This is a genomic window from Flavobacterium sp. CFBP9031, assembly GCF_034044945.1.
Lineage (GTDB): Bacteria > Bacteroidota > Bacteroidia > Flavobacteriales > Flavobacteriaceae > Flavobacterium.
The window spans coordinates 332,403-354,252 of sequence record NZ_JAXCWF010000004.1 but is presented as its reverse complement, the minus strand read 5'-3'; the positions used below and the strand labels follow the sequence as shown (position 1 = coordinate 354,252).

Genomic DNA, 21,850 nt, shown 5'->3' with positions numbered 1-21,850 from the left:
TCGGGAAAAAGAGTGAAGGAATTATGACTTTAAAACGACTTCTTGCTTTTTATTTATTTGTAATGTGCCAAATTATTTCGGCGCAGAGCGATTCTATTACTAGTCTTAAAGAAGTATTGGTTTCAGACAAAAATTTAAAAAAATATTCAGTTTCACAATCTGTTTTAAAATTAAACGATTCTGTCATTGGCAAAAACGAAGCTCTTCTAACCGATTTATTAAACTTTAATTCTACGATTTACTTTAAAGAATACGGTCGCGGAATGTTATCTACCGTAGCTTTTAGAGGAACTACCTCTTCTCAGACCGCAGTAATCTGGAACGGAATTAACATTAATTCCCAAATGAACGGAAGCACCGATTTTAATACCATTTCGGGTTCCGATTATAATTCGATAAGCGTAAAAGCGGGTGGTGGAAGTGTTATTTACGGAAGCGGTGCTGTTGGAGGAACCGTACATTTAAATAACGATCTGTTGTTTTTTAATCGGTTTGAGAATAATTTAAGACTAGATTACGGTAGTTTTAATACGATTGGGATTAATTATAAAACTTCTATTTCTAACAAAAAATGGAGTGCTCAAATCGGATTTTCTAAAAATAGCTCGACAAACGATTATAAATATCTGAACCAGTACAACTGGAAAGGCGAACAGCGCTGGAACCAAAATGGCCAATATGACGTTATTACTTTAAGTGCTAATGCTGGCTATAAAATTGATGCCAAAAACACTCTAAAACTATACACCCAAACCTCAAACACAGATAGAAATACGTCTTTGGTCTCTGAATCTGAAATGAAGAGTAAATATGTTAATGGCTTTAATAGAAATTTACTAGAATACGATGGTAACTTTGGGAAGTTTACTACCAATTTAAAAACTGCTTATATTTTCGAGAACTATCAATATTATGCCGATAATTCGAGTAATATTTATACGTACGGAAAAACAGAAAGCTTAATCACAAAAGCAGATCTGGGGTATCAAATATTCAAATCATTACAAGCCAATGGAATCCTAGAATATAATCGAACAAAAGGATATGGCAGTGGTTTTGGCGACAATGTAAGAGAAATAAGTTCCGCAGCTTTGCTTCTTAAACAAGATGCTTCAGTTAATTGGAAAAACGAATTTGGCATTCGAAAAGAATTCACAGACAACTACCAATCTCCTGTCCTATTTTCAGTTGGTTCTTCTTATCAGTTTGGGAAATTATATAATTTGAAATTAAATGCATCACGAAATTTCAGAATTCCAACCTTCAATGATTTGTATTGGGAAGAAGGCGGAAATCCAGACTTAAAACCCGAAAGTTCTTATCAGGCAGAAATTGGCAATGTTTTTACTTTTCAAAATTTTAGTATAACTCAGACCTTTTATTATATGAAAATAAAAGATTTGCTAAGATGGGTTCCTGGAACAAATGGTATTTGGATGCCACAAAATACAGACAAAGTAGATAGCTATGGAGCAGAAACATTGTTTGGCTGGAAAAAAAGTTTTGGCAAAAACAACCTGACTGCAAATGCAACTTACGCTTATACAGTTTCAGAAAATGTTGAAACCAAAAAACAATTGTTTTTTGTCCCTTTTAATAAAGTCACTGCTTCTGTTGCTTATTCAAGAAAAAACATTTCTGCCTATTATCAATTTCTTTACAATGGCTTTGTCTATACACAATCTGACAACGATCCTGATAAAATTGTTGATGCCTACAATGTATCAAATATTGGAATTGACTACGATTTTAAACTTTTGTCTTCTTTTAAAGTAGGATTTCAGGTTTTAAATCTTTGGAATACATTTTATCAAAGTTTAGAATATAGACCAATGCCAGGAAGGAATTTTAATTTGTACTTAAACCTTAAATTTTAATATAATGAAACTAACTAGATTATTTTTAGTAGCACTTAGCGTTTCGCTTTTTGTTTCTTGTTCTAATGACGATGACTCCAATGATCCAAAAGGAGTTTATGATGATGGAATTTTCATCTTAAATGAGGGAAATTTTACTGATGGAGGTTCTGTTTCTTTCGTTAGCGACGATTTAAATACTTTCACAAAAGATGTATACAATACTGTAAATGGTTCTGATTTTGTTGGAAAATATCTTCAGAATATCTTTTTTGATGGAGATAAAGCATACATCATTGCTGGCGGTTCTAATGTTATAAATGTAGTAAATCGTTATACATTTAAACTTGAAGCAAAGATTGAGACTGGCTTAATTACTCCAAGATACGGTGTTGTAAAAGACGGAAAAGCTTATGTAACTAATGCCAATACTTATGCGTCGAACACAAACCCAGCTGGTAATACAGATGATTTTATAGCTGTTATCAATTTAGCTACAAACAAAGTAGAATCTACAATTGCTTTAAACGCAACGGCTAATCATATCGAAGTTTACAACAATAAACTCTATGTAACAGAACCATACAACAATGACAAATTACTTATAGTAAATAATGCAACAAACAAACTTGAAACTTCTCTAACTCTTGGTCAAGGAGCAGATACAATGGAAATTAAAGATGGTGTTTTATACACTATTAGAAGCTCATACGGAGAAAGAAGTGAAATTGTAAAAGTAAAATTATCTGATAATTCTATCAGTAAAATTACTTTTCCAGAAGCTCTTGATGGAGTTAAAAACCTAGACATTTACAACAATAAAATATACTATACTCTAGAAACGGCAGTTTACGCTATGGATTACACAGCAACATCAGCTTCTACAACTCCAATTTTCGAATACAGTTCAACTTCTGAGTACGGAAAAATGTATGGTTTTGCTGTAAAAGATGATAGAATTTTTATTGCAGATGGTGGTGATTTTGCTTCAAGCAGTAAAGCTTATATTTATAACTTAAGCGGAAGCTTATTAAAAGAATTAACTGTTGGTTTAGGTCCAAACGGATTCTACTTTAACGATTAATTTTACCTTTAGAATTAGTTTTTGTTTTTTTATGGAAAAGGCTTTCAGTGATGAAAGCCTTTTCTATTTATTACATGATTTTTTAAAAATTCTTTGGAGCATTTTGAAAATACATTCCGTGTCTTAATCCATTTATAATTTTTGAATCGGTCAAATAAGGATGTTCCGGTTCAGAATCGTTTAGAACTCTTCTAGCAGAAACACCTGTAATTTTTGAAATAGCTAGATTAAGCAAAGGCTCAGACGTTTCACCTAAAATACCATAGGTATCCAAATATTCTCTTTGTACATAAGTAGGCTGCAAACCTTGAGTATAATCTCCAAAACCTGCAGAATTTGAAATCTTAAACACTAAAGGTTGCATTGCATATTTATGATTTGGATTAATTCCTTTTTTAGTAAATAAAGTTTCTGAATCATATATCGTATACGAACCCACATTTTTACCTGTCGTAGTTTCTCCAATCTGAACGACATTAATATAAGGCGTTAATCCGTTAACAACCAATTCGCTGGCAGATGCCGTACTAGCCGTTGTAATGATATAAACTGTATTTAAGTTTAAGCTATTTAGCGCTTTTCCATCAATATTATTTACAAATCTGTAATTCAAACTTTCTAAATCATCAGCAGTCATATCTTTCATCCACTTTGTATTAAACTGCGTTTTAGCAAAAATCTGGTTGTCAAACTGTCCTGTAATCATACTAGAAAGTCTAATAGAAGATGTAACAGATCCTCCTCCATTATATCGAAGATCTAAAACTAGGTCTGTTATTCCTTGCGATTTGAATTCGCCAAAAGCCTGATTCAATTTATCATCATATCCTGGATAAAAACCATTATACATTAAATAACCAATTTTATGGCTTCCAGAAGGAATCACTTTACTGATTAAAATAGGATTTTCTTCTAAAACAGTTTTCGTCAAGTCAACCGATTTTCCATTCAAAACATAAGTGCTTCCGTTATAATCTGCCAAGTTTAGCGTATAACTATCCTTATTCAATAATAATTCCTGATAATTTGAAACCGTAAGTTTCACACCATTTACACTCGTAAATAAATCACCACGCTTAATGGCTTTAGTAGAAGCATCAGAATTTGGAATAATATATCGTACAAAACCTACCACATCATTCGATCCTGAAGATACGCGGCTCAATCTAAAATCGACCCCATTATTTTTTGTAACACCGCTTAACTCCTGTTCTAAAACAGTGTAATCTTCAACAATCCAACTGAAACGGTCAATGGCATCGCCATTTGGATATTTACTCACAGGCCTGTTCAATAAATCTTCAAACAAATCCTCTGAATGAGAATATCCTCTTAAAAACTGATTAAAATTGGGCTGCAAATTACGGCCATCTGCTAGATTGGGCACATCAGCCTGCCATAAGTAGACTTCATTTAGTCCTCTCCAAATAAAATTATTAATCTGCAAGTCTGCTGGAGCTGCAACATCATCCTGATCTTCACAAGACTGTAAAGAAAATGCGAATAAAAAGAGAAGAAGAACACTCTTTAAATTTGTTTTCATATCGTGTAGGTTATATATTCTGAATAAACGTAAAAATAGTATCTTTAGTTTTAGCTTTATCTTAAAAGCAGTATTTTTTTTACATAAAAAAATATTTTCTTTTTTGTTGTAACAAATATAATTGTGTCTCGTCTTGAATATATAAGCTAACGATTAACCATCAGATTAATGAACCAAGTTGTATTTATAGAATTAATAAATCCTTTTAAAGACAAAGTTTTTCGTCTGGCAAAAAGATTGCTTACTAGCACCGAAGAAGCAGAAGATGCAACTCAGGAAGTAATGGTAAAATTATGGAACAAAAAAGACAATCTGCAAAGCTATAATAGCGTAGAAGCATTGGCGATGACTATGACCAAAAATTATTGTCTCGATCAGCTAAAATCTAAAAGGGCTAGCAATCTGCAAATTGTTCACAACAACTTTACCGATCGGCAGCCGCAATTGGATAAAAAACTGGAAGATCAAGACAGTTTAGAATGGGTTGAAAAAATTATAAATGAGATGCCTGAACAAATGCAATTATTAATTCAGCTACGAGATGTGGAGCAATATGAATTTGAAGAAATAGCCAAAATCGTAAATATGAATGAAACGGCAATACGAGTGGCGCTTTCGAGAGCGAGAAAAAAAATTAGAGAATCAATGACAAATACACACCTTTATGGAACTAAATAAAATAGAAGATATATTAGAAAAATACTTTCAGGGAGAAACTTCTATTGCTGAGGAAAATCAATTAAAAGAATATTTCTCTTCACCAAATGTTGCGCAGCATTTGGAGCAATACAAACCTATGTTTGGCTATTTCTCTCAAGCAAAAGAACAGAAATCAACGTATGAAATTCCACTACAATCTAAGAAACGTAACGTAGCGTGGTTATCGATTGCGGCATCAGCTGTTGTTTTGCTGGGAATTGGAACCTACTTTTTTATGAGCGAGCAAAAAGAAGCAACTGCAGTGGCATCGCAAACAGAATTAGGAACTTACGATAATCCCGAAGAAGCTTTAAAAGCAACTCAAAAGGCTTTGGCTTTATTATCAAACAATGTTAATGTAGGTATTGAAAGTGTACAGTACATTAATGAATTCGAACAATCAAAAAACAAAATTTTTAAACAGTAATTAAACACAAAAATAGTCATGAAATCAACGATTCACGAATACCAAAAAAGCAATAAACTAAGTATGAGTAAAAATTTCATTATAACTTTAGTATTCGCATTTGTTACCACAACATTCTACGCACAAGGCGCTTTTGACAAATTTGATGGTCAGGATGAAGTAACCTCTGTAATTGTAAACAAAAAAATGTTCGATTTAATGAGCAAAGTAAAAGTTGACGCTTCTGATAAAGAAACACAGCAGTATATTGCTCTAATTAAAAAACTGGATTACTTAAAAGTGTTTACCACTAAAAATCCAAAAATCGAAGCAGACATGAAAGCTACTGCCGACAAATACGTAAAAACTGCCGGTCTAGAAGAATTAATGCGTGTAAATGATGGCGGAAAAAATGTTAGAATAATGGTGAAATCTGGTGCTACAGATACTCAAATAAAAGAATTATTAATGTATGTGGATGGTGCAAAAAACGACGAAACTGTTTTATTATCTTTAACTGGTAATTTTGATCTAAACGAAATCTCAGTATTAACAGATAAGATGCAACTTCCTGGCGGTACAGACTTAAAGAAAGCTTCTAAAGGCAAAAAATAACAATGAGAACAAATATTTTCATCTTAGCACTTACGGCTCTTCTAACTTTAGGAAGCTGTAATTCTGAACCAACATTACAAAAGTATTTTGTTGAAAATTCGGAGAAAAAAGATTTCATAGCATTAGATGTTTCACCAAACATCCTGAATGTGGATAAAACAAATCTATCAGCAGAACAAAACGAAGCTTTAAATTCGTTTGACAAAATGAATATTCTAGCTTTCAAAGCTGATCAAAACAATCAGGCACAGTTTGAGACAGAACGAAACAAAGTAAAAGCCATATTAAAAGATCCGAAATATCAAGAGTTAATGAAAATTGGTTCTGGCAAAGACGGTGCTTCTGTTAGCTATGTTGGTAGTGATGATAATATTAAAGAGTTTATCATTTTTGCCAATAGAAAAGAAAATGGGTTTGCCGTAGTTAGGGTTTTAGGCGAAAATATGAATCCAAACAACATTATGACTTTAATGTCTGTTTTACAGAAATCTAAAATAGATATGGAACAGTTAAAACCTTTAGAACAATTGCTTAAAAAATAATACAATCTTACTTTTTAAAATTAAGAAAGCTCCAATATATTGGAGCTTTTTTTATAACATCTGCTAAGATTATACTTATTAATTTGTTTGCGTTTTCATTTTGCCATTAATCAAATTTAATTACATTTACGAACTGAGATTACCAAAAAAACAAATCTCAAAAATCTAATTTAACCAGAATTAATATGATACAAAAAACATCAAATGCCTTTATTGCGGCATCTTGGGTAGCTCTTGGAGCTGGAACTGTCGGTTTTATCGTTGGACTAGCAAGAGCTGAAATGTTATTAAATGAAAAAGGATACTATTTTACCGTTCTAATGTTCGGTCTTTTTGCCGTAGTTTCTTTGCAAAAAAGCGTAAGAGACAGACTTGAGAAACTTCCTGTGACAGATATTTATTACGGAATTTGCTGGTTCGGAACATTGCTTTCAATCGTTCTTTTGGTTGTTGGATTATGGAATGCAACAATTCTTCCTAGCGAAAAAGGTTTCTATGCTTTTGCTTTTTTACTAGCATTGTTCGGTGCTATTTCAGTTCAAAAAAATACTCGAGATAATATGAGCTTTAATCAGGTTGAGTAAAGTTTAAATCAATAAAAAACAGCACTAAGCTTCATTTAAAAAAATGAGGCTTTTTTTGTGCGAAATTTCAATTGTTAGCATTAAAATCAGACTTCTTTTTAACTAAACAAAAGTGTCTCAATAGTATAGTAAATTAAAAATACAATCTTCAAAATATATTTTCTTACAAAAGAAATAATTTATTCACTTAAAATTATATCTTTGACCAAACCCTAAATATACTATATGAAAAAAATTTTACTCCTTACATTATTATCAGCATTTGGCGCAAATGCACAAACTCCAACCGATTACGTAACTACAGGATTTAACACTCCAACCGGAATTGCTTTTGATGCTTCTGGAAATTTATTTGTTGCTGATTTCTACACTTACAAAGTAACAAAAGTTACACCTCAATTAGTACAAAGCAATTTTGCAACAGTAAATGGTACACCACAACAAATTGCTTTTGACAAGAGTGGAAATCTTTGGATGGCAGGATCTGGTTTCATTCAGGAAATAGAAAAAATTACGCCATCAGGAGTAGTTACCGCGTATCCAGCAAGTGGAAGCCCTTACGGAATTGCCATCGATGCAGACGACAATGTATTTTACTCTGAATCAAATTCAGGAAACATCAAAAAAAGAACTGCTGCAGGAGTAACTTCAACTTTTGCTACAGATTTTTCCCAGCCTAATGGTTTAGCATTTGACAAATCAGGTAATTTACTTGTTGCTGACAAACTAGATGGTGTAGTTAAAAAAATCACACCAGCAGGTGTCGTAAGTACATTAATTTCAGGAATTAGTAACCCGACGAACTTAATTGTCGCAGGAAATGGCGATTTGTATATTTCTACAGGTTCACTAAGAAATATTTACCGTTTCCCTGCTGGAGGAGTAGACGGAGACGAAGAACTATTTATCAAATTGAGTATCAACGACAATGCAGCTCAAATGGCAATTTATGATGGAGCTCTTTATGTTAGTACAAGCTCTAGCACTAAAAAAGTTATTAAAATCACATCTCCAACTTTAGGATTAGGTGATATCAAAAAAACTGAAAAAGGTCTTGCAATATATCCAAACCCAGCAACAGATTTGGTACACATTGAAAATGGCAGTGATGTTACAATCGAAACTATTGATTTGTATGATGTGACAGGAAGAAACGTTAAAAGCTACAAATCTGCAGATGTAAAAGACAATGTTATTTCTGTATCGAATGTAGTTCCAGGAAATTATATTCTAAAAATAAACAATACGACTAAGAAGATTATTGTGAAGTAATAAAACATTCTAAAACAAAAAGCTCCAATTTACGTTGGAGCTTTTTTTTAATAACAAAACCAATACTTAATTCAATAAGTAATAAAATCATGGGACAAAAAATTTGCGCAATTTTAACTAATGAAAAAAGTCAATACAATAAAGATTTAGTTCATTTTTTTGAAGAGAGCATAGTAATTATACCTTTAGATTTGAACGGAAGTACAATAGAATATTTCATTAAGGAAGCTGACAGTTTTAATACTATAAAAGAGTACTTACAATATTTAAAAACACTTCCAATTTATGAAACTCAAGCAAACTCATCCGATTATGAACATAATATCAAATCAATAGTTGACATTATTGAAACATATGAATTAAAGACTTTTTCAATTCGATATTATACAGAATGGGCAGATATCCCCGATGATGATTTCTATATTGCAATAGTAAATGGAGAAATAAAAAGAGATTCTATTGTACTTGAAGATGAAAAATATATTGGAAATTCTAATAATCGCGAAAAATACAATAATCTCATTGGCTTAAATTCTTCATGGATAGCAAACGAAAACAGATACTTTAATTATAATCATGCTAAAAAAGAATACACTAAAAACAGAGGCTAACTTTCAGTATCTTGACATTATAAAAGAAAAAGCTCCAATCTTCATTGGAGCTTTTTCTTTTATAATAGAATCTGAGATTATTTACTCAAATACATTTTTCTTCTAGAGTACAATTCGTAAAATTGATCGTCTTTTAAGTCATCAATAAACAAGATGCTTTCTCCTGTCGATTTCATTTCTGGCCCTAACGCTTTATTTACATTCGGGAATTTACTGAAAGAGAAAACCGGTTGTTTGATTGCGTATCCTTTTAATTGCGGATTGAAATCAAAGTCAGTTACTTTATTGTGACCTAACATTACTTTTGTAGCGTAGTTTACATAAGGTTCCCCATAAGCTTTTGCAATAAACGGAACCGTTCTTGAAGCTCTAGGATTTGCCTCGATGATGTAAACTGTATCATCTTTAATTGCAAACTGAATGTTGATTAAACCAACAGTTTTTAAAGCTCTCGCAATTTTATGCGTATGATCTTTAATTTGCTGCATTACAAATTCTCCTAAGTTGAAAGGAGGCAATGTTGCGTTACTATCTCCAGAGTGAACTCCACAAGGCTCAATGTGCTCCATAATTCCGATGATGTAAACATTTCCATCAGCATCACAAATTGCATCAGCCTCAGCTTCGATTGCTCCTGCTAAGTAATGATCTAAAAGTAATTTGTTTCCTGGAATTGCTTTCAACAAATCGATAACGTGCTCTTCCAACTCTTTTTTGTTGATTACAATCTTCATTCCCTGACCTCCTAATACATAAGAAGGACGAATTAAAAGTGGGAAATCTAAAGTATCTGCCAATTTTGAAGCTTCGTCAGCCGTTTCAGCGATTCCGAATCTTGGGAAAGGAATATGCAATTCAGTCAATAAATCTGAGAATCTTCCTCTGTCTTCTGCTAAGTCAAGTGCATCAAAACTAGTTCCGATGATTTTTACTCCGTATTTAGACAATTTATCTGCTAATTTAAGAGCTGTCTGACCTCCCAACTGCACAATTACACCTTCTGGTTTTTCGTGTTGGATAATGTCATAAATGTGCTCCCAGAAAACTGGTTCGAAGTATAATTTATCAGCAGTATCAAAATCTGTAGAAACCGTTTCAGGGTTACAGTTAATCATGATCGTTTCGTAACCACATTCTTTAGCTGCTAAAACTCCGTGTACACAAGAGTAATCAAATTCGATTCCCTGACCAATTCTGTTTGGTCCAGAACCAAGAACGATTACTTTCTTTTTATCTGTAAGAACACTTTCGTTATCTACATAACGCTCTCCATTTGCTTTTTCGATTTCTGCCTCAAAAGTTGAGTAGTAATAAGGTGTTTTAGCTTTAAATTCAGCTGCACAAGTATCAACCAATTTGAACACACGGTTGATGTTTTTCTCCATACGCAAAGTATGCACTTCACTTTCCAAACAGTTCATCATGTGAGCCAATTGTCTGTCAGCAAAACCTTTTTGCTTTGCTTCAAGCAATAATTCTTTAGGAAGATCAGAAACTTTGTAGTTTGAGATTTCTTTTTCTAAAGTATAAAGCTCTTCGTATTGTTTTAAGAACCACATATCGATTCTTGTAATTTCGTGAATTGTACTCAACGGAATTCCCATTGCAATTGCATCGTAAATTACGAAAACTCTGTCCCAGCTTGCGTGAGTCAGTTTATCGATAATCAATTCGTAATCTTTATATCCTTTTCCGTCTGCTCCTAAGCCATTTCTCTTAATCTCTAAAGATTGAGTCGCTTTGTGAAGTGCTTCTTGGAAAGAACGTCCAATTCCCATAACCTCACCTACAGATTTCATCTGAAGACCTAAAGTTCTGTCTGAACCTTCAAATTTATCGAAGTTCCAACGTGGTATTTTTACGATTACATAATCTAAAGTTGGTTCAAAAAGAGCCGAAGTAGATTTTGTAATCTGGTTTTGCAACTCATCTAAGTTGTATCCTAAAGCTAATTTAGAAGCAATTTTTGCAATTGGATATCCAGTTGCTTTTGATGCTAAAGCAGAAGAACGAGATACACGAGGATTGATCTCGATTGCTACGATATCTTCTTTTTCGTCTGGTGAAACTGCAAATTGTACGTTACATCCTCCAGCAAAATTTCCGATACTTCTCATCATTAAGATAGCGTAATCACGTAATTTTTGAAAAGTGGTATCAGATAATGTCATCGCTGGCGCCACTGTAATCGAATCTCCCGTATGGATTCCCATTGGATCCATATTTTCGATAGAACAGATAATTACAACATTGTCATTTTTATCTCTTAAAAGCTCTAACTCATATTCTTTCCATCCCATTAAAGCTTTATCAATTAAAACTTCGTGAATTGGAGAAGCTTCAAGTCCGCGAGTTAAAAGCTCATCAAAATCTTCTTTTTTGTAAACCACAGCTGCTCCAGTTCCTCCTAGTGTAAACGAAGGACGAATTACAAGCGGGAAACCAAATTCCTGAGCGATTTCTTTTCCTTCAAGGTAAGAAGTGGCTGTTTTTGCAGGTGCAGTTGGTACATTAATTCTTTCTAAAAGCTGCTTAAACTGCTCTCTGTCTTCTGTAATATTAATAGCATTTACATCAACACCGATTAATCTCACTCCGAAATCTTGCCAGATTCCTTTTTCTTCAGCTTCCAAACACAAGTTTAAGGCTGTTTGCCCTCCCATTGTTGGTAAAACAGCATCAATTTGTGGATGTTCCTTAAGAATTTCAATAATCGATTTTGTCGTTAAAGGTTTCAAATAAATATGATCGGCCATAGATGGGTCGGTCATAATCGTCGCTGGATTCGAGTTAATCAAGATAACCTCAATTCCTTCTTCACGAATCGAGCGCGCAGATTGAGATCCCGCATAATCGAATTCGCAAGCTTGGCCAATAACAATAGGTCCTGAACCTATTATTAAAACTGATTTTATTGATGTGTCTTTAGGCATTTTGTATGTATTGTGTAGTTATTTACGATTTAAAAAAACTTTTCTAGTGCACTATAAACTAGAAAGTTGAGAGATTTTTTACCGACAAGGTATAAAAAAAGGCGATACTAAAAAAGTAATCGCCTTATGTATGTTTATACAAACATTATTTTTTGTGTCTAGGCTCGCTAGAAACAGTTAATTTATGTCTTCCTTTTGCTCTTCTACGCGCTAGAACTTTTCTTCCATTCGCAGAAGCCATTCTGTCCATAAATCCGTGCTTATTTCTTCTTTTTCTTTTCGATGGTTGAAACGTTCTTTTGCTCATTGCTTTGTATCTTTAAAAATGGTATCTATTAACTCGTTTATTTGGTTTTGGATATCGTTGTTCAAAAACCGAGTGCAAATATACAAAGACTTTTTTTTCTGGCAAGTACTTTTATAAAAATATTTTTAATTCCTTTTACTATCTTTGCAATCACAAATTTACAATAATTATGTTTCACAAGAATATTAAACTTATTTTGGCCGGACTTCTTGTAGTGGCGGGCATTTGGCAATTTACAGAAAGTAATATCGGGAATGGTATATTCCTTATCTTATTGACTGCAATTCCAATTTTTCTTTATTTTAAAAACGAATTTATCCTTTTAGCCTTCCTTAAATTAAGAAAACAAGACTTCGAAGGTGCTAATAAATGGTTATCATATATCAAAAATCCAGAAGGTGCATTAGTAAGAAAACAACAAGGATACTTAAATTACTTACAAGGTATTATGTTATCTCAAACCAATATCAACCAAGCGGAGAAACATTTCAAAAAAGCAATCGAACTTGGATTATCAATGGATATGGATTTGGCTGTAGCTAAATTAAACCTTGCTGGAGTTGCGATGTCTCGCAGAAGAAAATTGGAAGCGACTAATTTATTAAACGAAGCTAAAAAATTAGACAAACAGGGAATGCTGAAAGAGCAAATCTCTATGATGAAAGAACAAATGAAGAAAATCTAATTTTCTAAATTACAATATTATAAATCCCAAATTCCAAAAGAGTTTGGGATTTTTTTATTTTAGATTGTTGAGTTTAGATTTTAGATTTTCTACTAAAGACTTTCTTTAGTTTGTCATCCTGAGGAACGAAGGATCACACTAGAAAATCCATACAGAGAATCGCCAATCTTTGTAGAGTTACGAGCGCGATCCTTCGTTCCTCAGAATGACAAGGTTGTGAGTAATTCTTTGTGTGTTTCTTTGTGTGTTTCTTTGACAAAGAAAAAACCAGTAAAATTTATTTTTCTAATCCTACAGTATCAATGGTAAATGTAGGCGGTATTTCAAATATGACCATTTTATTAATTTCTTTCAAATCTATCTTCTTATTTGTTTTAGCAAACTGAAGATTCAGTTTAATTTTTTCTAGAACTTCACCAAAATACCAAAATTGTTGAGGACCAGCATTTCCATGAATTTTAAGTTTCTTTGACCGCTTTTGATCTTGTAGAATGAAACCGTAAGTTGTTCCATCATCCATATCATTATTTTCAAAAGTTTCATTTTTAGGAAAAGTAATAGTATCTAATATATTTTGAATCCTTTCTTTCTCGTCTTTATTTAAAATTGTAAAAGTCGTTTCTTTTTTAAATCCATAAGTATCTATACAATAGAGCGTATCAGAAGAATTAAACTTCAAATAATAAGATTCATGGATATTCCATTTAAAAAATGTAAAATCGCAGTCTCTCTTTGAGGATTTACATCCTACTAAAATTAACACCAAAACGATTATACTGATTCTCACTTTTTTTCTTGAATTACTTTATGGAGTTACTTGCGAAGATTTCTCCCTAAGGTCGAAATGACAAGATTGCGTGCAAATTTTCTTAAATGCATCTTTGTCAAAGTTTAAAACTTTGACAAAGATTAAAAATCCTCAAAGTATTGGAATTTGGAATTTTTAAAATTGGAATTTCACTCAAGTATAATAGAAGGCAAATTCTCATTCAGCCATTTATACTTATTCAAGATCATAATATGAGTTCCTCCTTTGACTAAAATACATTTATCAATATATTTAATCGGAAAAACATCATCTTTATCTCCGTGGATATGCACTACATTTTCATCAATTTTATCTCGCTCCCATAAAATTACACTTTCTACCGCCCATTGCAGATATCCTAAATCACGGACAGATAAAAATTTCTCATACAATTTAATTCGCTTATTGACTTTTTCGCCAAATGAAAATTTAGCCAATTTCTCAACATTCAGAATTAACTGCATCGGAATTAGTTTGTAAGCTTTTGTCCTCTTCCCTATTTTCATTCTTCTCGGGAACTCCAAATTGCTTCTTACACTCGATATAATAATAACTTTTCGTGCTTTTATATGTTTCGAAATTTCCTGAACTAGGATTCCTCCAAAAGAAACTCCGACTAACACAGGATTTTCGTGTTTTATATTTTTACTAATTCGAAGTGCATAATCTGATAAAGATTCTTTCGGATTTGGAATTTCCCATTCCAAAAGATGCATTTCAAAAGTATCTTCATCCAATTTTATTCTTTCAAAAATAGATGAACTCGCAGCCAAACCTGGCATAAAATAAACTGGAATTTTACTCATAATATTAAAATGAAATTACCATTAAAACCTTTATTCTAAAAAATAAAGTTACTTTTTTTAATGTCATGATAATCAAATTTCAGACCTATTTTATAGCAATTCAAAAAAAATCCAAGTTCAAAACAAAAACTTAAAGTTTATAGCTGCAAAAAATAATTTAATATTGAAAATCAAATGATTACCTTTGCAATTCGAAATATTTCTTGAATTTAAAACTTATAAAGAATTTTCTTTCAATAAAATTTCGAGTCCCAAATTCACTATTTACCAATAACCTAACAAGAAATTACTATGGAATCTTCTGTAACTATGGAAATCAAAGACAACACTTTTGCACGCCAATTTGAAACTGTCATCCCCGAAGGAATGTTAGCAGTTGAGTATTCATTTCAAGAAAAAAAAATCTTTTTAACCAAGATCAATAAACCAGATTCATACGAGAACGAAGAAACGATCAATATGCTGCTTAAAAATATATTAGATTTAAGTTCTGAAAAAAATTACAGAGTAGTTCCTATTCACCCAAAGATTGTTTCGTTTTTCAAAAAAAATCCTAGATATAAAGAATTGCTTCCTCCAGGAATTAGAATCTAAAAATATCCAATTACTCGGAGCCACAATCCTCCTATTACCATATAGATAAAGAGCATAACCAAACCAGTTATAAGCCCTTTGACCCACCAACTCTTTAGGTCAACGTAACCGCTCCCGAAAAATACGGGTGCCGGACCATGACCATAGTGCGTTAAAGTTCCGTAAAGAGATCCGACAAAACCAAGCATAAATGCTAGCAATAATCCCGGAATTCCGAGCGAAACACCAACACCAAGCAAGGCTGCGTACATTGCTGCAACGTGCGCAGTTGCACTTGCAAAAAGATAATGACTAAAGAAGTATACCAATATAATAATTGGAAAAGCCATCTGCCAGCTTAATCCGCCAATTTCTGCTTTTACTAAATCGCTAAACCACGCGATAAAACCTAATTCATTAAGCGAACTGGCCATCATTACTAGAACAGAAAACCACACAATGGTATCCCAAGCTCCTTTTTCGGCTTTTACATCATCCCAAGTCAAAACTGAAGTTAAAAGTAAAATTACCAATCCGATAAAAGCTGTTGTTGTTGCATCGATAGAAAGCAGATCTCCTGTCATCCAAAGAAAAAGCAGAATAAAAAAGGTCAGCAACATCATCCATTCATCTCTAGTTATTGCCCCCATTTCTTTCAATTTCTGTGTTGCAATCTGCGGTGCATCCCCAGTCTTTTTTAATTCTGGAGGATAAATTTTATAAAGAACGAACGGAATTACAATAAAAGCACATAACCCCGGAACAATTGCCGCCGCCGCCCAAGACATCCAGCTAATTTTTATTCCTAAATTAAGTGCAAACTTCTGACACATCGGATTACTCGCTGTTCCTGTTAAAAACATCGAAGAAGCAATCAGGTTCATATTATAACTATTTAAAGTTAAATAAGCCCCTAATTTCCTATGCGTTTCAGGTTTGTCAGGCATTGAACCAAAACTCATCGACATTGATTTCATGATCGGATAAACAATTCCTCCTCCTCTAGCCGTATTACTTGGAACAGCTGGCGCTAAAACCAAATCTGCCAATCCTAAACCATACGCGAGTCCTAAAGAACTTTTTCCGAATATTTTTATAAATAAAAAAGCAATTCTGTTTCCCAGACCTGTTTTTATAAATCCTCTTGCTATAAAAAATGAAATTCCGATCAGCCAGATTACTTTATCACCAAATCCTTTTAGCGCTAATGTGATTGATTTTCCAGGATCTCCTGGAGCCAAAACCTGAGACATCGCCGTTAAAGCAATTGCAATCATACACATTGTTCCCATCGGAGCCGCTTTTAAGATAATTCCTAAAATAGTAGCTACGAAAATGGCAAATAAATGCCAAGCTTCTGTTACAACTCCTTCTGGAGCCGGAACAAACCAAATGGCAACCAAAACTGCCAGCGTAATTAGGGTCTGTGGAATTTTTACTTCTTTCATAAAAACAAAGATTAAGTGAATTAAATTCTGAGCTGTAACTGAATTAAAAATAAATTATCGTTGTAGGTTGACGTATCTGAAATACTCTTATCAAATCTGTCAATTTCAAATCCCATCTCGATACGTCCTGTATACGATTTTCCGAATTCCAAACTAACCATTGGAGTGTAAGTGGTGCGCACATTTGAATCGATTTTGTAGCTCGGATCAAAAGTTTCGTAGCGACAAGAAATTTCAAATGCGGTGAGTTTTTTATAATCTACTTCATATCTAAAATTCGGCAGAAAATAGATTCCGCGCATTTGATAATCTGCAACATTATCTGTACGGCTAGCAATTGGCAAAGAATAATATAAATTATGGTTTGTTCCTTGCTTATATTCTATCTGCAAATCGAAACTTAGTTTATCGGTTATTTTAAAATCACTGGTAATATCTGCTCCTAATGCAAAAACATCTTCCTTAAAGACTTTTCCAAAACCTCCGTTTAAACCCAGATTAATTTTATGCTCTTTTGACAAACCAAAAACCCATCTTGACGAATATTGTTTTCCGTTATCTTTATCCATTTCTACATTTTTCCCATTTCCGTTTAAAATAGAAACCGCATAATTCACCGGAATTTTTCCAATATCAAAACCTCCTGTCGCTGATGCTCCAATTTGAAAACTTGTCCATCCATTTTTTCCAAATTCATAATACTGATTCGAAAAATCAAAAGATTTAATAATATCTACCGGAACAAGCTCCTCTAGACCAAATGCTGGACGAAATTGCCCTCCTGTTAAAGCTATATATTTATTAAAAGTATATTTCCCGTAGGCATTTTCAAGAACTTTTCCCTTTGGATCAGATTTAAAATCGGCTAAATTGACCAGAATTACAATTTCTGTAGTCTCGCTTAACTTTGTATTTAAACCCATACGCATTCTTTTTATATCAAAAGAACTTTGAACTGCATCTCCCGTTGAATGATGAGTTCCTAAAACGTCTACATTATCTCCAAAACTCTCTAGATATCTTGCTTGAAGAAGCCCTTTTAATTGAAATTGCGGATATTTTACTTCTTCACTCTCTTTTTTATCAGCTCCTTGATTCACATCTCCTTGGGCGTAGAAAAAAAATGGCGTTATAAAAAAAAGGAAAAAAAATGGCGATAGTAGACTTTTACTCATAGGCTTAAATTAAATGAAACAGCAATGCTTATATAGTGATTTAAAAATCAGCGTTCTATTCTTGATCAAAAAACTTAATTACTTATAGTCAACACGAAATAGGAATACTAAAGTAACAAAAAAAGATATTTTATGTAAAAAAAATTGCATTAAAATACTGTTACGAATATTGCAACAAAGAAAAAGGGCATAAGAATAAACTTATGCCCTTTAAAAATTATATTGAAAAAATATTATTTCTCTATCTCTCTCATAGAATCCATTTTCTTATGCGCTAAGAAACCAGCCACATCTTCAAAGTGTTCCTTCACTCTTTTATTTCCAAATTCAAAAACTTTCGTCGCTAATCCGTCAAGGAAATCACGGTCGTGAGAAACCAGAATCAAAGTTCCGTCGAAATCGCGTAAAGCATCTTTAATAATGTCTTTGGTTTTCATATCCAAGTGATTCGAAGGCTCATCTAGAATTAACAAGTTAACTGGCTCCAACAATAATTTAATCATTGCCAAACGAGTTTTCTCTCCTCCAGAAAGCACTTTTACTTTTTTAGTAATATCGTCACCTTGAAACATAAAAGCTCCTAAAATATTTTTGATTTGCGTTCTGATATCACCAACGGCAATACTATCGATTGTTTCAAAAATGGTAGCATTTTCATCTAATAAAGCCGCTTGATTTTGAGCAAAATATCCGATTTGTGCATTATGACCAATTTCTACGCTTCCAGAATCAACGCCGATTTCTTTCATAATGGCTTTAATCATTGTCGATTTTCCTTCACCATTTTTTCCAACAAAAGCCACTTTTTGTCCGCGCTCGATTACAATATTTGCATCTTTAAATACTACGTGATCTCCGTAAGCTTTAGACATTTCTTTTACAATAACAGGATATTGCCCAGAACGTGCTGCTGGCGGGAATTTTAATCGTAAAGCCGATGTGTCTACTTCATCAACCTGAACAATTTCCAATTTTTCAAGCATTTTTACACGAGACTGAACGGCATCTGTTTTAGAGAATGTTCCTTTGAAACGGTCAATAAAAGCACGGTTTTCTGCAATCATTTTTTGCTGCTCATCATATGCTTTTTGCTGGTGGATTCTACGATCTTTTCTTAATTCTAAATAATGAGTATATTTTGCTTTATAATCATAAATCCTTCCCATTGTAACCTCAATAGTACGATTGGTGATATTATCAACAAAAGCTCTATCGTGCGAGATTACCACTACGGCTTTAGCTTGGTTTAGCAAAAATTCCTCTAACCACTGAATACTTTCAATATCCATATGATTCGTTGGCTCATCTAGCAAAATCAAATCAGGTTTTCTCAATAGGATTTTAGCCAATTCAATACGCATTCTCCATCCTCCTGAAAATTCAGAAGTTTGACGTCCAAAATCTTCACGTTCAAAACCTAAACCAACCAAAATTTTTTCAACTTCAGCTTCGTAGTTTACTTCTTCAATTGCATAAAATTTTTCACTTAAGTCAGAAACTCTTTCGATCAATTTCATGTATTCGTCACTTTCATAATCTGTACGAACTGTCAATTGCTCATTAATATCATCGATTTCGGCTTTCATTGTAAAAATCTCACTGAAAGCTTTTGATGCTTCTTCCATAACCGTTGCACCATCTTCGGTAAGCAAATGCTGTGGCAAGTAAGCGATTACAGCTTCTTTTGGAGCAGAAATACTTCCGGTTGAAGGTTTGTTTGCACCTGCAATTATCTTTAAAAGTGTAGATTTTCCCGCACCATTTTTACCCATAAGGGCAATTTTGTCATTTTCATTAATAGCAAAAGAAACATCGCTAAAAAGTGTAGTTCCACCAAACTGAACCGAAATATCGTTAACTGTAATCATTTGTGTTTGTTAATTTGTTTAATCGGTTAATCGTTTATCTGACTACCCATTTTTTTTCGTGCTGCAAAGATAGATTAATTAGATAATTAGGCAATTTGAAAATTAGATAATTATGAAAATGTGTTGTCCAGATAATTTACAAATAAAATAATGTCTTAATCGCAAAGAACGAAACCCCAATCATTTTTTAATATTTCAAAATTTTAGTCTTAACTTGTACTATAATTTTAAAAATCAGCAAAATATGAGAACGAAATTAAAACTGACAATCTGCTTAATTACGGGATTACTATTTGGACTTACTACAAATGCACAAAAAACTGTAATTAAAAAAGAGGCTTTACCGGGAAACGCACAAACATTCTTAAAAACACATTTTGGATCTAAGAAACCTAGCTATATATTAGAAGACAAAGAAATTCTATCTACAGAATACAAAGTTCAATTTAGCAATCAAACAGAAATTGAATTTGACAAAAAAGGAAACTGGAAAGAAGTGGATGCTAAAACTGGAAAAGTTCCAAAATCTATTATCCCAAAAAAAATTGCTTCTTACATAAAAGCAAATTTCCCTAAAGAAGACGTAACCAAAATAGAAATTGGTTCTTCTGGATATGAAACAAAATTAACCAATGGTTTAGAATTAAAATTCAACTTAAAAGGGGATTTTACTAAGATTGATAAATAAGTAAAATTAGAAAATATGTCAATTAGGAAATTAGAAAATTCTCTAAAACCTTAAAATAACAAAACCCGACAGGTTTTAAAAACCTGTCGGGTTTGCTATAATTATCTAATTAAATTAGTCTTTTCTCCATTTTTTTGTTTCTTCAAAAATGTGCTCCATAATTGCAACTTCCGTTGCATCGAATTCTATATTTCTTCGGCTCATCACTAACCTCGCTGTTTCAAAAGCTTTTTTAGTTACGTAAGTTGTAAAACCAGCTGCTCCTCCCCAAGAAAAACTAGGAACAAAATTACGAGGAAATCCAGAACCAAAAATATTAGCGCTTACACCAACAACAGTTCCTGTATTAAACATCGTATTGATTCCGCATTTACTATGATCTCCCATCATTAAACCACAAAACTGAAGTCCGGTTTTAGCAAAACCTTCTGTTTCATAGCTCCATAATTTTACTTCTTCGTAATTGTTTTTTAGGTTTGAGTTATTAGAATCTGCTCCAATGTTACACCATTCCCCTAGAACAGAATCTCCTAAAAATCCTTCATGCCCTTTATTTGAATTGGCAAAAAGAACTGAGTTTTTAACTTCTCCGCCTATTCTCGATCCTGGCCCAACAGTCGTTGCACCATAAACCTTCGCCGACATTTTTACCATTGCATTTTCACATAAAGCAAAAGGTCCGCGAATAACCGTGCCTTCCATAATTTCGGTATTCTTACCTATATATATAGGGCCGTTTGAAGCGTTTAAAGTTACAAACTCTAGTTTTGCACCTTCTTCAATAAAAATATTTTCTGGAGCAATTACATTAACGCTTTTAGGAATGGGTTGCGAAGTACGATCCTCTGTCAAGTATTTAAAATCTTGACGAATCGCTGCATCGTTTTTTGAGAAAATATCCCAAGTATGCTCTATCGTAATACAATCTTCATTGTACTGAATAATTTCATAAGAATCAAAATCGACTTCTTCTTGGTTTTCGTTTGCAAAAAATGCAATTACATCTTCACCTTTAAAGATTGCTTGGTTTTCTGTTAAATTAGAAACCATCTCTGCAAGAGTATCATTTGGCAAATACGCTGCATTGATTATTACATTTTCCTCCATTTCAACCATTGGGAATTTCTCTGATAAATATTCCTCTGTTATAGTCGTGATTGTCGAACCAAGATATTTTTCCCATTTCTGGCGTATTGTCATGATTCCTACCAAAATATCAGCTACTGGACGTGTAAAAGTAAAGGGTAATAAAGCATTCCGAACGGGACCGTCGAAAAGAATGTAGTTCATAAATAATTGAGTGTTTGTTAAAATTTGATTTGGTTACCTGGCACCAAAGTTACAAAT

At 33.0% G+C, this 21,850-nt stretch carries 21 protein-coding genes; 12 read left to right on the top strand and 9 right to left on the bottom strand.

Translation table 11 applies throughout. The annotated features are described in order from the left end of the window. Nucleotides 1-23: 23 nt before the first annotated feature. Both SOM12_RS09400 and SOM12_RS09395 read left to right on the top strand, forming a co-directional pair. Entirely contained in the window at nt 24-1,877 is a 1,854-nt protein-coding gene (locus SOM12_RS09400; protein WP_320493196.1) for a TonB-dependent receptor plug domain-containing protein, read from the top strand. 4 nt (nt 1,878-1,881) lie between these two features. Continuing rightward, a complete protein-coding gene (locus tag SOM12_RS09395; protein WP_320493194.1) occupies nt 1,882-2,940 on the top strand; it encodes a YncE family protein in 1,059 nt (352 codons plus the stop codon). Nucleotides 2,941-3,022: 82 nt separating this feature from the next. On the opposite strand, the gene SOM12_RS09390 is transcribed toward SOM12_RS09395, so the two are convergent. Continuing rightward, nucleotides 3,023-4,483, bottom strand: a complete 1,461-nt coding sequence (locus tag SOM12_RS09390) for a S41 family peptidase (RefSeq protein ID WP_320493192.1) — start codon at nt 4,481-4,483, stop codon at nt 3,023-3,025. 168 nt (nt 4,484-4,651) lie between these two features. On the opposite strand from SOM12_RS09390, the gene SOM12_RS09385 reads away from it, so the two are divergent. The 7 genes from SOM12_RS09385 (at nt 4,652) to SOM12_RS09355 (ending at nt 9,212) form a co-directional block, all read left to right on the top strand. Continuing rightward, nucleotides 4,652-5,161 carry an RNA polymerase sigma factor gene (locus SOM12_RS09385; protein WP_008464858.1) on the top strand — a complete coding sequence of 170 codons (510 nt, stop codon included), beginning with the start codon at nt 4,652-4,654 and terminating at the stop codon, nt 5,159-5,161. Next, entirely contained in the window at nt 5,148-5,609 is a 462-nt protein-coding gene (locus SOM12_RS09380) for a hypothetical protein (RefSeq protein WP_320493191.1), read from the top strand. Before SOM12_RS09385 ends, SOM12_RS09380 begins: the two co-directional genes overlap by 14 nt. Before the next feature lie 18 nt (nt 5,610-5,627). Further along, nucleotides 5,628-6,203 (top strand): DUF4252 domain-containing protein, encoded by a 576-nt coding sequence (locus SOM12_RS09375; protein WP_320493190.1) that lies wholly within the window; start codon nt 5,628-5,630, stop codon nt 6,201-6,203. A gap of 2 nt (nt 6,204-6,205) precedes the next feature. Further along, nucleotides 6,206-6,745 (top strand): DUF4252 domain-containing protein, encoded by a 540-nt coding sequence (locus SOM12_RS09370; RefSeq protein WP_095929517.1) that lies wholly within the window; start codon nt 6,206-6,208, stop codon nt 6,743-6,745. 185 nt (nt 6,746-6,930) lie between these two features. Beyond that, nucleotides 6,931-7,329 (top strand): inner membrane protein YiaA, encoded by a 399-nt coding sequence (gene yiaA, locus SOM12_RS09365; RefSeq protein ID WP_250837242.1) that lies wholly within the window; start codon nt 6,931-6,933, stop codon nt 7,327-7,329. Nucleotides 7,330-7,554: 225 nt separating this feature from the next. Then, nucleotides 7,555-8,601, top strand: coding sequence for a virginiamycin B lyase family protein (locus tag SOM12_RS09360; RefSeq protein ID WP_320493188.1), 1,047 nt, complete (start codon nt 7,555-7,557; stop codon nt 8,599-8,601). An 89-nt stretch (nt 8,602-8,690) separates the two neighbouring features. Beyond that, nucleotides 8,691-9,212, top strand: coding sequence for a hypothetical protein (locus SOM12_RS09355; protein ID WP_320493186.1), 522 nt, complete (start codon nt 8,691-8,693; stop codon nt 9,210-9,212). A gap of 77 nt (nt 9,213-9,289) precedes the next feature. Here SOM12_RS09355 and carB read toward each other — a convergent pair whose 3' ends face one another. Both carB and rpmH read right to left on the bottom strand, forming a co-directional pair. Beyond that, on the bottom strand, nt 9,290-12,145 hold the full coding sequence (gene carB / locus SOM12_RS09350) for a carbamoyl-phosphate synthase large subunit (RefSeq protein WP_320493185.1): 2,856 nt from the start codon (nt 12,143-12,145) through the stop codon (nt 9,290-9,292). Nucleotides 12,146-12,290: 145 nt separating this feature from the next. Next, nucleotides 12,291-12,452 (bottom strand): 50S ribosomal protein L34, encoded by a 162-nt coding sequence (gene rpmH / locus SOM12_RS09345; protein ID WP_008464848.1) that lies wholly within the window; start codon nt 12,450-12,452, stop codon nt 12,291-12,293. Nucleotides 12,453-12,621: 169 nt separating this feature from the next. On the opposite strand from rpmH, the gene SOM12_RS09340 reads away from it, so the two are divergent. Next, nucleotides 12,622-13,137 (top strand): hypothetical protein, encoded by a 516-nt coding sequence (locus SOM12_RS09340; protein WP_011921618.1) that lies wholly within the window; start codon nt 12,622-12,624, stop codon nt 13,135-13,137. Between the two features lie 277 nt (nt 13,138-13,414). Here SOM12_RS09340 and SOM12_RS09335 read toward each other — a convergent pair whose 3' ends face one another. Next, nucleotides 13,415-13,816, bottom strand: coding sequence for a hypothetical protein (locus SOM12_RS09335; protein ID WP_320493173.1), 402 nt, complete (start codon nt 13,814-13,816; stop codon nt 13,415-13,417). Nucleotides 13,817-14,094: 278 nt separating this feature from the next. After that, nucleotides 14,095-14,751, bottom strand: a complete 657-nt coding sequence (locus SOM12_RS09330) for an alpha/beta hydrolase (protein WP_320493172.1) — start codon at nt 14,749-14,751, stop codon at nt 14,095-14,097. 291 nt (nt 14,752-15,042) lie between these two features. Between SOM12_RS09330 and SOM12_RS09325 the strand changes: the two genes are divergently transcribed. Continuing rightward, on the top strand, nt 15,043-15,345 hold the full coding sequence (locus SOM12_RS09325; protein ID WP_250837246.1) for a GNAT family N-acetyltransferase: 303 nt from the start codon (nt 15,043-15,045) through the stop codon (nt 15,343-15,345). On the opposite strand, the gene SOM12_RS09320 is transcribed toward SOM12_RS09325, so the two are convergent. The 3 genes from SOM12_RS09320 to SOM12_RS09310 all read right to left on the bottom strand — a co-directional run bounded on the left by SOM12_RS09320 (nt 15,342) and on the right by SOM12_RS09310 (nt 19,815). After that, the gene (locus SOM12_RS09320; RefSeq protein ID WP_250837247.1) at nt 15,342-16,772 is read right to left on the bottom strand and encodes an anion permease; all 1,431 of its coding nucleotides are present in this window, start codon (nt 16,770-16,772) and stop codon (nt 15,342-15,344) included. The genes SOM12_RS09325 and SOM12_RS09320 overlap by 4 nt on opposite strands. Nucleotides 16,773-16,792: 20 nt before the next feature. Further along, nucleotides 16,793-17,947: a porin gene (locus SOM12_RS09315; RefSeq protein WP_320493171.1), complete on the bottom strand. Its 1,155-nt coding sequence runs from the start codon at nt 17,945-17,947 to the stop codon at nt 16,793-16,795. 233 nt (nt 17,948-18,180) lie between these two features. Beyond that, nucleotides 18,181-19,815 carry an ABC-F family ATP-binding cassette domain-containing protein gene (locus tag SOM12_RS09310; RefSeq protein WP_095929511.1) on the bottom strand — a complete coding sequence of 545 codons (1,635 nt, stop codon included), beginning with the start codon at nt 19,813-19,815 and terminating at the stop codon, nt 18,181-18,183. Nucleotides 19,816-20,059: 244 nt separating this feature from the next. On the opposite strand from SOM12_RS09310, the gene SOM12_RS09305 reads away from it, so the two are divergent. Further along, entirely contained in the window at nt 20,060-20,503 is a 444-nt protein-coding gene (locus SOM12_RS09305) for a PepSY-like domain-containing protein (RefSeq protein WP_095929510.1), read from the top strand. A gap of 114 nt (nt 20,504-20,617) precedes the next feature. Here SOM12_RS09305 and SOM12_RS09300 read toward each other — a convergent pair whose 3' ends face one another. Continuing rightward, complete coding sequence (locus SOM12_RS09300) at nt 20,618-21,793, bottom strand: GlmU family protein (protein WP_320493170.1); 1,176 nt, start codon at nt 21,791-21,793, stop codon at nt 20,618-20,620. Nucleotides 21,794-21,850: the final 57 nt, after the last annotated feature.

Bases quoted from the DNA above. Each gene is read 5' to 3' on its own strand.
- SOM12_RS09400 (WP_320493196.1), top strand. From the start codon at position 24: ATGACTTTAAAACGACTTCTTGCTTTTTATTTATTTGTAATGTGCCAA.
- SOM12_RS09395 (WP_320493194.1), top strand. From the start codon at position 1,882: ATGAAACTAACTAGATTATTTTTAGTAGCACTTAGCGTTTCGCTTTTT.
- SOM12_RS09390 (WP_320493192.1), bottom strand. From the start codon at position 4,483: ATGAAAACAAATTTAAAGAGTGTTCTTCTTCTCTTTTTATTCGCATTT.
- SOM12_RS09385 (WP_008464858.1), top strand. From the start codon at position 4,652: ATGAACCAAGTTGTATTTATAGAATTAATAAATCCTTTTAAAGACAAA.
- SOM12_RS09380 (WP_320493191.1), top strand. From the start codon at position 5,148: ATGGAACTAAATAAAATAGAAGATATATTAGAAAAATACTTTCAGGGA.
- SOM12_RS09375 (WP_320493190.1), top strand. From the start codon at position 5,628: ATGAAATCAACGATTCACGAATACCAAAAAAGCAATAAACTAAGTATG.
- SOM12_RS09370 (WP_095929517.1), top strand. From the start codon at position 6,206: ATGAGAACAAATATTTTCATCTTAGCACTTACGGCTCTTCTAACTTTA.
- yiaA (WP_250837242.1), top strand. From the start codon at position 6,931: ATGATACAAAAAACATCAAATGCCTTTATTGCGGCATCTTGGGTAGCT.
- SOM12_RS09360 (WP_320493188.1), top strand. From the start codon at position 7,555: ATGAAAAAAATTTTACTCCTTACATTATTATCAGCATTTGGCGCAAAT.
- SOM12_RS09355 (WP_320493186.1), top strand. From the start codon at position 8,691: ATGGGACAAAAAATTTGCGCAATTTTAACTAATGAAAAAAGTCAATAC.
- carB (WP_320493185.1), bottom strand. From the start codon at position 12,145: ATGCCTAAAGACACATCAATAAAATCAGTTTTAATAATAGGTTCAGGA.
- rpmH (WP_008464848.1), bottom strand. From the start codon at position 12,452: ATGAGCAAAAGAACGTTTCAACCATCGAAAAGAAAAAGAAGAAATAAG.
- SOM12_RS09340 (WP_011921618.1), top strand. From the start codon at position 12,622: ATGTTTCACAAGAATATTAAACTTATTTTGGCCGGACTTCTTGTAGTG.
- SOM12_RS09330 (WP_320493172.1), bottom strand. From the start codon at position 14,751: ATGAGTAAAATTCCAGTTTATTTTATGCCAGGTTTGGCTGCGAGTTCA.
- SOM12_RS09325 (WP_250837246.1), top strand. From the start codon at position 15,043: ATGGAATCTTCTGTAACTATGGAAATCAAAGACAACACTTTTGCACGC.
- SOM12_RS09320 (WP_250837247.1), bottom strand. From the start codon at position 16,772: ATGAAAGAAGTAAAAATTCCACAGACCCTAATTACGCTGGCAGTTTTG.
- SOM12_RS09315 (WP_320493171.1), bottom strand. From the start codon at position 17,947: ATGAGTAAAAGTCTACTATCGCCATTTTTTTTCCTTTTTTTTATAACG.
- SOM12_RS09310 (WP_095929511.1), bottom strand. From the start codon at position 19,815: ATGATTACAGTTAACGATATTTCGGTTCAGTTTGGTGGAACTACACTT.
- SOM12_RS09305 (WP_095929510.1), top strand. From the start codon at position 20,060: ATGAGAACGAAATTAAAACTGACAATCTGCTTAATTACGGGATTACTA.
- SOM12_RS09300 (WP_320493170.1), bottom strand. From the start codon at position 21,793: ATGAACTACATTCTTTTCGACGGTCCCGTTCGGAATGCTTTATTACCC.